Here is a 14,335-nt window from a genome sequence, read left to right as displayed (position 1 = left end):
GCTGCTGCGACAGTACTTTCCGAAAGGCACAGACCTGTCCCGGTAGTCCGCCGAAGACCTCGAAGCCGTCGCATACGCACTCAACAACCGGCCCCGCAAGATCCTCGGCTGGAAGACCCCCGCCGAAGTCTTCGAAGAACAACCACGCTCACTTCAACAACCCGGTGTTGCATCGACCGGTTGAACTCGCCCAGTTCCGCTCCCGGAAGTTCGTCCAGGCCCTCGACCGCCACCGGATGGCCGGATCGATAGGGCGGGTCGGGGCGGCAGGCGACAACGCGGCCATGGAGTCCTTCTTCAGCCTGCTCCAGAAGAACGTCCTCGACCGCCGGGCGTGGGCCACCCGCGAGGAACTGCGGATCGCGATCGTGACCTGGATCGAGCGGACCTACCACCGACGCCGCAGACAAGCCTCGCTCGGCCGGCTGACACCCGTCGAATTCGAGACCGTCATGACCACACCGGCCCTCCAGGCCGCGTGACTGAACCTGTCACCCGAACCTGCATCAGACCCGTCCGAACGAAAACGCAACAGGCTCGGTCCCTGCGCGGGTGTCCCACTCACGCCAGCGATAACCGTTGCGGTGGTTGACTCGCTCCGCGCTGACCTGCCCGTATTCGGCATTGCAGAGGGCATCGGCCTCCGCAGACATGAGTGCGTCGGCGAACGTCTTGGCCATCGCGCCCAGCAGATCGGGACTCGCCGCGGCGAGATTGTCCTCGGCGAGGGCGTGCAGCGGCAGACTGTCAGGTGCGGTCATCGTGCTGATCTCCTTCTAGTTTCGACACCTCGAAGATCAGCCGGTGGTCGTTCGTCTGCGCGGGCATCAGCCAGAAGCCGGAGCAAACCCCAGGATCAGATCGGACCCGTACAGCACTTCCCTGGACGCACCCTCTGCCGCGCCTCCACGGCGACGGAAAGGCGCGGGGGCATGATGCGGTTGCGGTTCTGCAGAGGGCTTCGGTCCCCGCGCGTTGCGGCGCCCGTCAATCGCTTCGCTTCTTCGTGCGCGCGTCGCCCTCCCGTTCACCGAACAGCGCCTCGGCGGCGGACTCCCACTCCCGGACCAGATCGACCCTCTCCGGCGCTCGCAGCCACTGGATCTGCAGGCCGTCCATCATCGCCACGATGTGCCGAGCGAGCGATTCGGGATGGTCGCTGATGTCCCTGGCCAAGGACGCGAAGGCGGCTATCGCCTGGTCTTGCCGCTTCACGAAGTAGGCGTGCGCGGGATGGCTCGGTGTCAGCGACTCGGCTTCAAGTACCGTGAAGAGCCGGACGAACTCCGGTTGTTCCGAGTTGCGCCGCATCGTCGCCGAGCACAACTGTCGCAGACCGACTCCGTGGGGGCCGCCGGCGGACCACTCGTCCGGGACCTCCTCCTCACCGACGCCGAGATGCGCACGAAGCGATCGTGCATCCTCGACATCTCGGTGTTCCAGCACGGCGATGAGCAAGCCGGTTTTGGAACCGGCATGACGCAGCACACCCGGAACGGTGAGCCCGCACCGATCGGCCACGTCCTGCATCGACAGCCCCCAGAAACCGCGATCTGCAATAAGCGCGGAGGTTACGTCGATGATCTGGCGCCGTCGCTCGGCGGCCGGCAGTCGTGGCCGGTCGCGCCGGTACGAGGGCGCCGCCCCCTCAGTCACGTTCGCCAAGACCTTTCCGTCGGGCGTCACCGGTGTTCCGGGCAGCGCTGCGGGACAGTAAGTTCCCCTGGCTGCCCAGGAGTCGATCCGCACCGCAGTTGCAGCGTGTCAGGTGTGCCCGGCGTGCAGCACACCCCGTCGTCCAGTCACCGGCCGGATCGGACATCACCCACTTCCACTCCCGGGCCGAAGATCCGTCAGTTGCTACCAGGGCGAATTAGTTAGTAGCTACTAGCTGGTGACTTGGCTGAGGTGGCACCTTAGCCCCGCCCGGATGCATCGGCAAGGGGTGCGTCCGCATCGCCCGAGGGGTGGTGCGGCGACCATGACGATCCGGCAGAGGGGATGCCTGAACCGTGAGTTCAAGGAGTGGCGAGGTCGGACGCGTCGCAGGGCGAGGACGACGCAACGCCCGTGCACCGCCAAAAGGACGCCGACTCGAAAGTGCGGGGCGTGCCGGTCCGGAGCGACGGTCGCCTGTTCGAGACAGGGCCGTCCACGCTTGCCACGCACACCTTGCGTTGACTTCACAAAGTGAACTGACGCAGACCGCTTGACACTCAATCAGCCTCGCTGGCTTCATGAGTCGCGGCGTCAACGAGCTGGGCGAGCTCGGACGCCGCGCACCGGTCCCGCCTCAGGCGGCGCCGATCCGCCGTTTTGGCGCAATTCTCTCTCATTTCATTTCCGGAAGGTCCCGGCGTCGGTGCTCCGCAATATGGGAGCGCTCCCAAGCCGACGCTCCCCACTCTCCGGGTCCATCCCTCACGGTCCGGGCGCCGCACGAGCCGCTCCGGCCATCGAAAGGATTCCCATGCCCAGATCGAGCCCGAATCCGCGCAGTGGAGCTGCGGTGGTCTCGGCAGTCCTGGCTGCCCTGTTCCTGGTGGCCCTCTCCCTGGCCGGTGCCTCGCCGGCGTCCGCGAACACGACCCTCTGCGGCAAGACCGACAGCATGAAGGTCTCGGGCGGCAAGTACGTCGTCCAGAACAACGAGTGGGGTGACTCGATCCCCCAGTGCATGGACGTGTCGGACGACGGCTTCAAGGTCACCACCGGCTGGCACGACGTGGGCACCAGCGGCGCGCCGGCGGCGTATCCGTCGATCTACGCCGGCTGCCACTACGGCAACTGCTCCAGCGGCAACGATCTGCCGCTGCGGGTGTCGGCCTTCGGTAACCCGCAGTCCAGCGTCGACTTCTCGACCGCCGACGGCCAGTGGGACGCCTCGTACGACATCTGGTTCGACACCAGCTCCAACCCCTCGGGCCAGAACAATGGCGAGGAGATGATGATCTGGGCCAACCACTCCGGCTCACCCACACCGTTCGGCACCAAGGTCGGCACGGTGTGGATCGAGGGGGCCAACTGGGACGTCTGGTACGGCCGCCAAGGCAGCGGCATCGCCTGGAACACTGTCTCCTACGTTCGCCAGCAGCCCACCGACGCGATCACGGTGAACATCAAGGACTTCACCAACGACTCGATCAGCCGCGGTTACCTGTCGTCGGCGTGGTACATGACCAGCGTGCAGTTCGGCTTCGAGCCCTGGGTCGGTGGCCCCGGCCTGGCCGTGAACAGCTTCTCCTACGACTCCAATGGCTCCGGCGGTGGCGGCGGAGGCGGTACGTCCGGCACGATCGCCGGTCAGCAGAGCAGCCGCTGCCTGGACCTGAAGGACTGGGGCACGGCCGACGGCACCCCCGTCCAGCTGTGGGACTGCGGAACCGACTGGAACCAGAAGTGGACGCGGACCGACGGCAGCCTCGTCAACCCGCAGACCGGCAAGTGTCTCGACGTGGCCGCCGGTTCCACGGCCAACGGCGCCAAAGTGCAGCTCTGGTCATGCAACGGCACCGGCGCCCAGCAATGGCAGTTCAACGCCAACGGCACCGTCGTCAACCCCCAGTCCGGGAAATGCCTGGACGCCGACGGCTCCGGCAATGGCGCGCTGCTGCAGATATGGGACTGCTACGGCGGCGGCACACAGCCCAACCAGGTCTGGACGCAGAACTAGCGTGGCAGAGCTCGCCGCATGGTTTGCAGGACCGGGCTGCCGCCTGGGGGTGGCCTGCTGTGTGAGGTCACCCTCCCGGTCGCACGGCTTCAGTGAGCCCGACGGCGACGGCCGACGCCCCGCGAACGCAATGCGGCTGCGGGGCGCCGGCCCGGACACCACTTCGGCGCCATCCCCATGGCCGTCGCCTGCGGGGCGGCCGCATCCAAGGAGAATCGGCGTGAGATATCAGCCCGTGCGCGGCGCGCTGCCGCCAAGAATCACCATCAGCCGACGACGTACGGTCGGCGCACTGCTGGCCGCGGCCGCCCTGGTCGCCACGGCGGTCCCGGCCTCATCGGCCCTGGCCGACACCGACACCGCCGCATCGCGGCCTGCCAGGAGCCGGACCCTGCCGTACCTCAACCCGAAGCTGCCGGTACCTCGCCGCGTCTCCGACCTGCTCGGCCGCATGACGCTGGCAGCGAAGACAGGTCAGATGACCCAAGCCGAACGCGGCTCGGTCGACGCCGACCAAACGCAGATCACGGACCTCGCCCTCGGCTCGCTCCTGTCCGGCGGCGGCTCTACCCCTACCCCCAACACCCCCGCCGCGTGGGCGGACATGATCGACGGCTACCAGGCGCACGCGCTGGCCACCCGCCTGCACATCCCGCTGCTGTACGGGATCGACTCCGTGCACGGCAACGGCAACCTCGTCGGCGCGACGATCTTCCCGCACAACATCGGCATGGGCGCCACCCGGGACCCCGGGCTGGTGCGCGAAGAGGAGCACATCACCGCCACCGAGACTGCACCTGCCGACGATGTCATCCATGCAGCTCAGGGGCTTGTCGGTGCTGAGGCAGGATGAGTACTCGTGTTGCTTCCTCTCGCCTACCTGACCATCACCAACGCGTTCGCCGCGCTGTGGCTGCTACCGATGAGCGACCGCGACAAGGACACGGGGATTCTCGCCCTGCGCCACCAGATCATGGTCCTCGAGCGGCAGCTCGGGGAGGACCGGGTGAAGTTCGCCTCGGAAGACCGAGCCTTCCTCGCCGCTCTGCTAGTGCCGCTGCCGCGCCAGGTTCTGCGTCGGCTCCGGTTGCTGGTCCAGCCCGACACCGTGCTGCGATGGCACCGCGACCTGATCAAGCAGCGCCACGCCCGCACCTGCCGACCGAAGAGGCCGGGCCGCCCGCCCACCGTTCGCTCGATCCGCATCCTGATCCTGCGCCTGGTCCGGGAGAACCCGTCGTGGGGCTACCGCAGGGTGCATGGCGAACTCGCCACCCTCGGCCTCAGGGTCGCCGCCTCCACGGTTTGGGAGATCCTCAAGAACGAGGGGATCGACCCCGCGCCCGACCGGGCTGCCACGACCTGGTCCGACTTCCTGCGCTCCCAGGCCGACGCAATCCTGGCCTGCGACTTCATCGAGACCGTCACCCTGACCGGCCGAAGCCAGTACATCCTTGCGGTCATCGAGCACGTCACCCGCCGCATCCGGATCCTCGGCACCACGGCGCACCCCACCGCGCAATGGGTGAGCCAGGCCGCACGAAACCTCGTCATGGACCTCGAAGGCACCTCAGCCACCGTCACTTACCTCATCCGGGACCGGGACTCGAAGTTCCCTGCGCTCTTCGACCAGATCCTGGCAGCCGCCGGCATCCAGACCGTGCTCACCGGCGTCCGGATGCCGCGCATGAACTCAATCATGGAGCGCTGGGTCCAGACCTGCCGCCACGAACTCCTCGACCGCACCCTCGTCTGGAACGAGCGCCACCTGCGCCACGCCCTCCGCCAGTTCGAGGTGCACCACAACGCCCACCGACCCCATCAAGCGATGAACCAGGCAGCACCACTGCGCGCGATCTTCGAACCAATCACCGATCCGGGGCGCATCTCCTGTCTGGACATACGCCGCCGAGACCGGCTCGCCGGAGTGATCCATGAGTACCGGCACGCCACCTGACCTGGTCGGACGAAATATTCGGCAGCCGCACAGTCGCCCTCGGCGAATTCACCGTTCAGCTGACCATCCGGGACGACTTCGACCGCTCTCGGCTTCCCCACCCGGCAGGAACCCTGACCCTCGCGGAGCGAGCGGTCACCGGTTTGGCGCAGAGTCTGAGCTGCGCCGTTGCTGTCCGACGGCGCGCATGCTGTCGCTATAACCTCAGTACGTCGCATCCCCAGAGTCCTTGATCGCGAGCACGCGGATCCGACGGCTGGGCTTCTACGAGATTGATCGCGTGCAGATGGAGCGCCACCACCCGAGCGAACCATGTCAGCAGAGCCGCCCGAGATCTCGCCCCGCGGAAAGCCACAAGCAGTGACACGGCCGTTCTTCGGGGCTCTTTCAGGATGCTGTCATGGGGTCATTTCCGGACTCGGGATGCCATTGTGTCGGATGCTGGTTGCCGGTGTGCGTGAGTCGGTAGCGACCGGGGGAGATGCCGTGCTCGCGTTTGAAGGCGTTGGCGAAAGCATGCCGCGAGCCGTACCCGACGTGCTGCGCGACGGACTCGAGGGACGTGCCGCTTTCTTTGAGCAGGCGGGCTGCGACGCTCAGTCGCCACCAGGTCAGATAGGTCAGCGGTGGCTCTCCCACCAGAGCGGTGAATCGGCGTGCGAAGGCCGCACGGGACAGGTTGGCCTGCTTGCCCAGTTCTTCGACAGTCCAGGCGCGGGCCGGGGACTCGTGCATGGCGCTGAGGGCGGCACTGACCGCGGGGTCGGCCAGCGCCGCTGACCAGCCGGGCACGCCGCGGTCGGCCTCGTCCTTGAACCAGGCCCGAAGTATGTAGACCAGCAGGAGGTCGAGCAGCGTGGACAGGGCGGCGCTGGATCCCTGTTGGGGGTTCTCCAATTCGTTGCCCAGGAGGGAGACGGCGGAGCGCAGCGCGGGATGGCGCCCGAACTGTGCGCGCAGGTGGATGACGTCCGGCAGGGCTGACAGGAGGGGGTGGGACTGCGTTCGATCGAGCTGGTAGGCCCCGCACAGCAGGGATGTGGGCCCGTCGAAGTCCGCGTCGGTGCGGCTGAGGTCCTCCAGCGTGTGCTGTATGCCGTGCGGGGTAAGCACCACGTCACCGGTGTTCAGGGTCAGGGGCAGGCCGTCGGGCGTCAGCAGTCTGCACGCCCCGCTCATTACGATGTGGAATCCCGCTCCGGCGAACGCTGCGAAGGCAGTACGCCACGTGCCCGCGCGGTCTTCCCGGTTGGCGAAGGGGCGGCCCGAACGGAGGGATGCGATGACGTCACTGAGCACGTCCACATCTGCCCAGGCATGCGGTCGACGGGAAGTTAGGTCCACAGAAGTGTTCATCGTCTCGTTCGCCGGAAGCGGTGGAAGTGGTGGCGGGGCGGAGGTGCGCGGGTCGACGGCTGCTTGGGATCAGCCCTGCGCCGCCGGCGCGGTCAGGGGCGCCCACTGTTTGATGGCGAAGTCCCTTCCTTCCCGGACGACTTCAGCCGCTCCGGCACCGCCCAGGTGGGCTGGAACAATGAGGGCGTTGGTGTCCGCCGCTTCTTCCAGCATGCGCCGACGACTCCTGGCGGCCTGGTGCTGGTCTTCGCTCAGGCAGGTGTCGTGGTCGGGCGTGAGGAACTGCAGTGGCGTGTGGACGAGGTCTCCGACGAAGAAGGCACGGTCCGTGCCGGAGTGCAGCTTGAGCACTGTGGAACCGGGGGTGTGCCCGGGAGCCAGGTGCAGGGAGAGGCCTGCGGCGACGGAGTGCTCGGTGCCTTCCCACAACAATGCCTGGCCGGCTCGGTGGACGGGCAGCACGCTGTCGTTGAAGCCCGCCCTGCTGTCGGCTGGGTCGGCGAAGTCCGACGCGTGGGGGATGCCGTTGGCGGGGTTCCAGTAGTCGAAATCCGCCTTATGCATCAGATAGCGGGCGTTGGGGAATGTCGGCACCCACTCCTCGTTCTCCAACCGGGTGTTCCATCCGACGTGGTCGGTATGCAGATGGGTGTTGACGACCGTGTCCACCTCGTCGGGCCGTACTCCGATCGCGGCGAGCCGGTCCAGGAAATCGCCGTCGCGGTCGGCCAGCAGGCTGTGCACGCGCGGCTTGTCGTTGCCCAGTCCGGTGTCCACCAGAATCGTGCGACCCTGCCCCCGTATCACCCAGGTCTGCATATGGGCCTGGTAGTCGCCGGTCGCGGCATCCCAGAAGTGCGGGTCCAGCCAGGCTCGGTGCTCTTGCCAGGTACTCGCGGGGAGAGAGGGGAAAAGCGCGCTGACCGGTGCGAAAGCACCGTGCCACTCGGTGACGCGGACGATCTCGAAATCCCCCAAGGTGAACATTTGCATGGCCCAACCATAAGGACCGGCCGGGTAGACCCTCAATAATCAGAAGTACCTCATGTATGCGTGATCGTCTCGCCTGAAGAGTCATGGATGGCGGCGTTTGTTCAGCGCCGAGCCGCCCAGGGCAGCGAACGAGGAGAGGAAGAAGAACCTTTTAAGCTGCTTGCTTCCCCGCCGGGAGGGTTGTTCGCCGCGGTTCGAGGAGCCCGAGTTCCGGGGCGCCGGGGCGAGACCCGGATAGGCGGCGAGGTGGCCGGTGGTGGGGCTTTCGGCCGTAGCAGGATGGCCAGGCACCGACGGCGGGCCTTACGAACGTGAGCCGGGGATCCGAACCCCTCCCAGCAGTGTGAGGACGACTGGATGCTGCAGCCCCGGGTCTCCAGGATCCGTTCCCGCGACGGATGGATAGGGTCTGTCAAACGAATGGCCCTGTCTCACTTTCGGTGATGACGGAGCAGCGACAGAGCCACTTCGTGTGGTTCGCGTATGCAGGGTGACTGTCCGCTTTGGTGCCGGTTGGGTTCAACGCAATACTGGAACCGCATGCCAGAGCGGCCCCAGCGCGCGGCTGCCGCGCGGGTGCCGATCTGAAACGGCGGTGGCCGATCAGCAGGCCTGCCAGATGCCCACACTGTGGCGGGAAACGTCGAGCGTGGCAGCGCGAGTCGTGCCGACGGTGGTGCGGAGCTCGGTGCCGAAGCACAGGAACGGGGTGAACTTCTCCCACTCGTCCGGCGAGGCGAAGTCAGGAAGGGGCCGAGTCGCGGTCGCCTTCTTCTTGTGGTCCGAGTGGGCCGAGCCGGTGGTCGAGCGCGGCACCGACTTCGGGGCAGTTCTTGCGGATGACGTCGAGGAAGGCGTTCAGTGCCGGGGAACGGTCCCGGGCGCCGAAGGACAGGACCAGATCGGGCAGAGGTGTGTGCGGGGTCACCTCGCAGAACCACGTGCCCCGTCGTGGGGCCGTCAGCATGCGAGAGGGTCCCAGACCCACGCCCATCCCGCAGGCGGCGAGGCCGATGATGGTGTGGATGTCCCTGGCGACGGTCGCGCCGGAGAGCGCCGGGGAGTCCTTGCCCAGGAGGGTCCGCAGCCCGGTGACGACGGCGGGCTCGTCCTCCCCCGGCGCAACGATCAGTGGCTGTCGCCGCAGCTGGTCCACGTCCACCGACGACTGGCCTGCGTACGGGTGCGTGCTGCTCACGACCGCGACCAGGTGGTCGTGTCCGATCGGGACCGATACCAACTGCTCGGCCCCGACGTCCCCTGCCCGGCCGAGGCCGATCGCCACGTCCAGTTCGCCGGCGACGAGCGCAGCCGTGCTGCGCCTGGTCGCCATCTCGTGCAGTTCCAACCGCACGTCGGGCCGTTCGCGGCCGAACCGGCCGAGGACGTCCGGCAGGGGTTCGAGCAGCGCGGAGGCAATGAACCCCAGGCGCAGTCGTCCCGTCTCGCCGCGCGCTGCCCTGGCCGCGTCGACCGAGGCCGCCGCGATCTCGTCGAGCGCCCTGCGCGCCCGGGAGAGGAAGGCCGCGCCCGCAGCCGTCGGAAACACCCCCTGACGGGTGCGATCGAACAAGCGGGCGCCCACTTCCCGTTCGAGGTCGGCAATCTGCTTGGACAGCGGAGGCTGCGCGATGCCCAGCGCACCGGCTGCCCGGCCGAAGTGTGCGTGCTCGGCGAGGGTCAGCGCGTACCGCAGGTGTCGCGCCTCCATGTCAGCCTCCCAGTCATATCTGACATGTATCGTCGGCCAGCTTGTCAGATCTTTCGCTAGATGATCGAAGCCGGGTCGCGTGGAATGCGGTCATGACTGATTCTTCCTCCACAGACACCGTCTTCGTCTTCGTGCACGGGGCCTGGCACGGCTCCGGGCAGTGGGCGGCGACGCAGCGTGCACTCGCCGCACTCGGTGCTGCGAGCATGGCCATCGACCTGCCGGGGCACGGCTTCGACGCGCCACTGCCCAGCGGATACCTCCAGCCGGGCCAGCCGGGCCTGTTGACCGAGAAGTCCGCGCTCGCCACCGTGACGATGGACGACAGCGCCGAGGCCGTGCTGGACACGCTGCGCCAGGCCCGCCACCACCGTCGTGTCGTGCTCGTCGCGCACAGCGCGGGCGGCGGCCCCGCATCACTGGCCGCCGAGCGCGCACCCGTACTCGTCAACGAGATCGTCTACCTCTCGGCCTTCGTGCCCGCCGGCCGGCCCCGGTTCTTCGACTATCTCGGCTCGCCCGAGAACGCCACGGCCCGGGGCCAGAGTCTCAACCTCGGCGACCCCGGGGAACTGGGCGCCGTGCGGATCAACCCGCTCTCGCAGGATCCCGCCTACGTCGAGGAACTGCGGCAGACTCACTACCACGACACCGCTCTGGACCGCTTCGACCGCTGGCGCTCGGCACTGAGCCCCGATCTGCCGCTGGCGATCCCAACCACCCCGGTCATCGTGACTCCACAACGGTGGGGGCGCATCCCGCGGACCTTCCTGCGCTGCGCGGAGGACCGGGCACTGCCCACGGCCGTCCAGGATCTGATGATCGCGGAAGCCGACCGGGTCATGCCCGGCAACCCGTTCACCGTGCGCACCCTCCCAGGCAGCCACAGCCCATTCGCCGCCCGGCCCCGTGAGCTCGCCGCGGCTCTGCTGCCGTGAGCGGCGGACGCCTCATCCTGCCGGTGGTACTCAGCGCCACTTTCATACAACTGCTCAACGTCACTGTCGCCCAGGTGGCTGCGCCGACGATACAGGCCGGCCTGGGCGCCGGTCCGGGCGCCGTGCAACTGATCCTCGCCGGATACACCCTGACGTACGCGTGCCTGCTCATCCCCGCCGCACGGCTGGGCGACCGGTACGGCTACCGCCGACTGTTCGTGACGGGCACCGTGATCTTCACCGCAGGTTCGCTAGCCAGCGCGTGTGCCCCCGACACCGCATCGCTGATCACGGCCCGGCTGGTGCAGGGCGCGGGCAGCGGTCTGGTCGCCCCGCAGGTCCTGTCGCTCATCCAGGCCGCCACTCCCGCGACACGCCGGCCGCATGCCCTCGGCCTGTACGGCGCCACCATGGCCGTCGCGTCACTGGCCGGGCCGCTGATCGGCGGCCTCGTCCTCAGTGCCGATCTCTTCCGCCTCGGCTGGCGGCCGGTGATGCTCCTCACCGTGCCGGTGGCGCTCGCGTCGCTGGCCGGAGCGACCGCGCTGCCTCGCACCCGCGGGGCGGACGGACTCCGCGTCGACAAGCAGGGTGCGCTGCTGGTCACCGTGGGAGCCGGCGCGCTGGTCTTGCCCCTGGCGCTGGGGCGGGAAGCAGGCTGGCCCTGGTGGACGTGGGCCGGTTTCGCCGTGGCCGTGGCGGCTCTCGGCCACTTCGTCCGGAGCCTCCCGCACCGGCCTGACCCGCTGATCCATCCCACGGTGCTGCGTGACCGGTCGGCTCGGAGGGGCACGTTGCTGGTGTTCGTGTTCAACACAGGTGTGCCCTCCTTCACCTACCTCCTCTTCCTCCACCTTCAGTCCGCCGTCGGGTACTCGGCCCTGGCGGCCGCGCTGACGTCAGCACCGTTTGCCGCCGCAGCCGTCGTCGGCAGCAGAGCCGCACCCGCTCTCACCCGCCGGCACGGGCCGACGGTTCTCACCGTCGCGTCCCTGGTGCTGGCCGGGATGTGCCTGGCGCTGGCCCCGCTCGTCGGCTCGGCGGCGGGACGCCAGGCGGCACTGCCCGTGCTGGCCGTCGGCGGAGCCGCGTTCGGCGCCTTCACCGCGTCGGTGTTCACCCTGGTCCTGGCCGAGGTACACGGCCCCGCCGCCGGTTCGGTCTCCGGACTGCTGCCCACAGCACAGCAGCTCGGCGGATCCATCGGAGTGACCGCGGCCGGACTCGCCTACTACGCCCCCGCCGCCGATACGGACACCGCGTTCTGGCACGCCATGCTCTACCAGGTCGCCGCCTTCACGATCACCGCGCTGATCAGTCTCCGGCTCCGCGACCGGCCTGGCACCGAGCCCGTACACGGCCACAGCAGTCGGAGCGGAACGGCACGCATGTAAGGCGCGCAGCTGACTCCGAAGACGGCGTCTTCCTGCTTCCTTAGGGTTTGCAGAGGAACAACATGCGGGCGCATGGTGCGCTGACCTGCGATGTCAAGCCGCAGAACCCGCAAGTTATTTCACGGCAAGCCCTTAGCTTGAGATAAAATCTCAGGGCTCGCGCAGGGAGATGTTCGAGTCCCCCACATGGGGAAACGCCGGACACGGCGACAGCCCCATGATCCTCGGGTTGTGAGAGTGCGGGATGTGAGCTGATGTCCGTTTCGGGGTTGGGTCTGGGTGAGGAGCTTTGGTCGGCGGGGCGAGTGGACGGTCAGGGGCGGGGCTGAGCGAACAGGCCGGGCTCCGGTTCGGTGAGGATGCCCCGTGTGACCAGGCGTTTCAGCTTGGACCGGATGCCTTCGGTGTTCTTCGGGACGATGGGCAGGTCGAGGGCCTGGCAGAGGTCGCGGGCGCGCAGCGGCTTTTCGGTGTCCGCGAAGGCGGTGAGGATCTGCTGGCAGGCCGGGTGGTCCGGGACGTCGGGCCGGGCCGGTTCGTCGGCGGGGGCCGGTGCGGAAATGTCGAAGAGAGTCTTGCGGGTGATGCGCAAGTTCTCGCTCTCCGCGTCGAGTTCCCCCAGCCGGGCGGTGAGGTCCTCAATGCGGGAGCAGATCTCTCCAGCCTGCTCGCCGAGTTCGGCCTCACGGGCCTCGATGTACTCCAGAACGGCGCTGATCTGCGGGTTGTCGCTCACGCTGTCCTCCAGGAGGCGATGGTGGATCCGGTGAGGCGGCGGGCCATGACGGAGGTCATCGCCCAGAACACCCGGGAGCGGGCGGGCCGGTGCTCGTAGTCGCGCACGAGACGCCGGTAGAACATCAGGATCCCGTTGGTATGCTCGATGATCCACCGCTTGGCCTGCGGGACGAAGCCGGTGTCGGCCGGGTTGCGCTCGACGATCTCCACGTCGATGCCGTACTGCTTGCCGTGATCGACCACGGTCTTCTTGAGCCTCTGGTCGACAAGGGCTTTTGGGACCCTGTCGGTCTGTGCGGCCACGCCGTCCAGCAGGGCGGTGCCCGCGGCGTTGTCGTGCGCGGACGCCGGCAGCACGACGGCCTCGACGACCAGGCCCAAAGTGCCCATGGCCAGGCATCTCTTCCTGCCCGGCACCCGTTTCGAGGCGTCCTTGCCGGTCGTGGTGGCCGGCACCCCGACGGAGACGCGGATGCTCTGGGTGTCCATGACGATCAGGCTCGGGTCGGCTAATCGCTTCTTCTTCTCCCCTAGATGCCAGCGCAGCAGGTCGTGCACGGTCTGGTCGGTGCCGTCGTCGCGCCAGAGGTAGAAGTAGTACTTCACCGCACCGGGCGGAGGCATGTTGTGGGGCAGGAACTCCCACCGGCAGCCGGTGCGGTTCTGGTACAGGATCGCGTTCACGATCTCCGGCATCGCGTATTTGCCCTGGTGACCGCTGACCGAGGGATGCTGGGCCTTCCATGCCGTGATCACGGGTTCGATGAGCTCCCACTGCTCATCGGTGAGATCGCTCGGGTACGGCTTGCCCATGTCCATGCCGCAACCCAAGCGAACCTCGAACGTCCGACCGGCAGCGATGCCCCAACGTCACACCATCGAGCGACGACCAGCCGGACGGAAGGTCACATCCCGCACTCTGACAGTCAGGGGCCCCATGGTCGTGGGCCCCGACCAGCCCTGTCCCTGGCGGCAGGCGATCAAGCCGACGGCCGCCAGGCCTGTCAACGTTCAGATCCCGCCTCCATGATCATGATGGAGAGATCTCCCGCAGTGTGCCGAGCACGCGGGCCAAACGGAGGGCGAGGCTGTTGCCTTGGTCCGGTCCGTCGGCAAAACCTCGGCAGATTGCCGGCGATTCGGTTCCGAGGGTTTTGTGACAGACCACGTGCCCCTCGGTTTCGCGCGCCCGGGTGACCATGGATGCGACACGTCCGGGCTGCAGGTGCATGAGGTTGCCCGGGTGGAAGATGCAGGAGTCACAGCGGCGGGCGCATACCCGGACGGCGCCGGTGAGCGGGTCAGCAACCTCGTCGTACGGCCCACCGCCTTCGGGCTCGGCGCCGCCGTCGTCGAAGGCGTGCCGCATCGTCAACTCGGCGTCGCCGCACGGGGCGTGCCGGTTCATCGTCATCCTTCGCAGCCCGCGTGCCCGCAGCCTCCGCAGAAACCACCGCTGTTGCACGGGCACGGGCAGGCCCCCCTCGCATGGTCCCGCGGGGCCGTCTGTCGTCCCGGGGCCGGGGCGAGCTTGGCGGGAAGCGGGATGCTGTGGGGGTCGGGTGCCGTGTACCG

Annotated in this window: 12 protein-coding genes and 4 pseudogenes; 7 read left to right on the top strand and 9 right to left on the bottom strand. The window is 67.9% G+C overall.

Annotated features, from left to right (window positions below; genetic code table 11):
• Both LQ326_RS17555 and LQ326_RS17550 read left to right on the top strand, forming a co-directional pair.
• A pseudogene (locus LQ326_RS17555) lies at window positions 1-184 on the top strand (transposase); the annotation flags it as partial.
• A gap of 4 nt (window positions 185-188) precedes the next feature.
• Window positions 189-482: pseudogene (locus LQ326_RS17550) on the top strand (integrase core domain-containing protein); the annotation flags it as partial.
• Between the two features lie 45 nt (window positions 483-527).
• Here the strand turns inward: LQ326_RS17550 and LQ326_RS17545 are convergent.
• Window positions 528-761, bottom strand: a pseudogene (locus LQ326_RS17545) (transposase); the annotation flags it as partial.
• Window positions 762-987: 226 nt separating this feature from the next.
• Entirely contained in the window at window positions 988-1,656 is a 669-nt protein-coding gene (locus tag LQ326_RS17540) for a TetR/AcrR family transcriptional regulator (RefSeq protein WP_234537754.1), read from the bottom strand.
• An 853-nt stretch (window positions 1,657-2,509) separates the two neighbouring features.
• On the opposite strand from LQ326_RS17540, the gene LQ326_RS17535 reads away from it, so the two are divergent.
• The 3 genes from LQ326_RS17535 (at window position 2,510) to LQ326_RS17525 (ending at window position 5,630) form a co-directional block, all read left to right on the top strand.
• Entirely contained in the window at window positions 2,510-3,673 is a 1,164-nt protein-coding gene (locus LQ326_RS17535; RefSeq protein WP_234537713.1) for a GH12 family glycosyl hydrolase domain-containing protein, read from the top strand.
• A gap of 220 nt (window positions 3,674-3,893) precedes the next feature.
• Complete coding sequence (locus LQ326_RS48700) at window positions 3,894-4,526, top strand: glycoside hydrolase family 3 N-terminal domain-containing protein (protein WP_372496884.1); 633 nt, start codon at window positions 3,894-3,896, stop codon at window positions 4,524-4,526.
• 6 nt (window positions 4,527-4,532) lie between these two features.
• Entirely contained in the window at window positions 4,533-5,630 is a 1,098-nt protein-coding gene (locus LQ326_RS17525) for an integrase core domain-containing protein (protein ID WP_234537710.1), read from the top strand.
• Between the two features lie 387 nt (window positions 5,631-6,017).
• Here the strand turns inward: LQ326_RS17525 and LQ326_RS17520 are convergent, their stop codons facing one another.
• The 4 genes and pseudogenes from LQ326_RS17520 to LQ326_RS17505 form a co-directional block, all read right to left on the bottom strand.
• On the bottom strand, window positions 6,018-6,935 hold the full coding sequence (locus LQ326_RS17520) for an AraC family transcriptional regulator (RefSeq protein ID WP_434056951.1): 918 nt from the start codon (window positions 6,933-6,935) through the stop codon (window positions 6,018-6,020).
• A gap of 120 nt (window positions 6,936-7,055) precedes the next feature.
• Window positions 7,056-7,979 (bottom strand): MBL fold metallo-hydrolase, encoded by a 924-nt coding sequence (locus LQ326_RS17515; RefSeq protein WP_234537753.1) that lies wholly within the window; start codon window positions 7,977-7,979, stop codon window positions 7,056-7,058.
• 105 nt (window positions 7,980-8,084) lie between these two features.
• Window positions 8,085-8,240, bottom strand: a pseudogene (locus LQ326_RS17510) (transposase); the annotation flags it as partial.
• A 481-nt stretch (window positions 8,241-8,721) separates the two neighbouring features.
• A complete protein-coding gene (locus LQ326_RS17505) occupies window positions 8,722-9,690 on the bottom strand; it encodes a LysR family transcriptional regulator (RefSeq protein WP_234537704.1) in 969 nt (322 codons plus the stop codon).
• Between the two features lie 92 nt (window positions 9,691-9,782).
• Between LQ326_RS17505 and LQ326_RS17500 the strand changes: the two genes are divergently transcribed.
• Together LQ326_RS17500 and LQ326_RS17495 are read left to right on the top strand one after the other, a co-directional pair.
• Window positions 9,783-10,628: an alpha/beta hydrolase gene (locus LQ326_RS17500; protein ID WP_234537702.1), complete on the top strand. Its 846-nt coding sequence runs from the start codon at window positions 9,783-9,785 to the stop codon at window positions 10,626-10,628.
• The gene (locus LQ326_RS17495) at window positions 10,625-12,022 is read left to right on the top strand and encodes an MFS transporter (RefSeq protein WP_308401946.1); all 1,398 of its coding nucleotides are present in this window, start codon (window positions 10,625-10,627) and stop codon (window positions 12,020-12,022) included. Before LQ326_RS17500 ends, LQ326_RS17495 begins: the two co-directional genes overlap by 4 nt.
• Before the next feature lie 313 nt (window positions 12,023-12,335).
• On the opposite strand, the gene LQ326_RS17490 is transcribed toward LQ326_RS17495, so the two are convergent.
• The 3 genes from LQ326_RS17490 to LQ326_RS17480 all read right to left on the bottom strand — a co-directional run bounded on the left by LQ326_RS17490 (window position 12,336) and on the right by LQ326_RS17480 (window position 14,168).
• Complete coding sequence (locus LQ326_RS17490) at window positions 12,336-12,758, bottom strand: hypothetical protein (RefSeq protein ID WP_234537697.1); 423 nt, start codon at window positions 12,756-12,758, stop codon at window positions 12,336-12,338.
• Window positions 12,755-13,579 (bottom strand): IS5 family transposase, encoded by an 825-nt coding sequence (locus LQ326_RS17485; protein ID WP_234537695.1) that lies wholly within the window; start codon window positions 13,577-13,579, stop codon window positions 12,755-12,757. The genes LQ326_RS17490 and LQ326_RS17485 overlap by 4 nt, the downstream gene beginning before the upstream one ends.
• Window positions 13,580-13,790: 211 nt before the next feature.
• Window positions 13,791-14,168: a hypothetical protein gene (locus tag LQ326_RS17480; RefSeq protein WP_234537693.1), complete on the bottom strand. Its 378-nt coding sequence runs from the start codon at window positions 14,166-14,168 to the stop codon at window positions 13,791-13,793.
• Window positions 14,169-14,335 lie beyond the last annotated feature (167 nt).

The organism is Streptomyces shenzhenensis (assembly GCF_021462265.1).
Lineage (GTDB): Bacteria > Actinomycetota > Actinomycetes > Streptomycetales > Streptomycetaceae > Streptomyces > Streptomyces shenzhenensis.
This window is presented reverse-complemented; position numbering and strand designations above follow the sequence as displayed.

Excerpts from the sequence above, each read along its gene's own strand:
- LQ326_RS17515 (WP_234537753.1), bottom strand. The coding sequence starts at position 7,979 with ATGCAAATGTTCACCTTGGGGGATTTCGAGATCGTCCGCGTCACCGAG.
- LQ326_RS17505 (WP_234537704.1), bottom strand. The coding sequence starts at position 9,690 with ATGGAGGCGCGACACCTGCGGTACGCGCTGACCCTCGCCGAGCACGCA.
- LQ326_RS17500 (WP_234537702.1), top strand. The coding sequence starts at position 9,783 with ATGACTGATTCTTCCTCCACAGACACCGTCTTCGTCTTCGTGCACGGG.
- LQ326_RS17485 (WP_234537695.1), bottom strand. The coding sequence starts at position 13,579 with ATGGACATGGGCAAGCCGTACCCGAGCGATCTCACCGATGAGCAGTGG.
- LQ326_RS17480 (WP_234537693.1), bottom strand. The coding sequence starts at position 14,168 with ATGAACCGGCACGCCCCGTGCGGCGACGCCGAGTTGACGATGCGGCAC.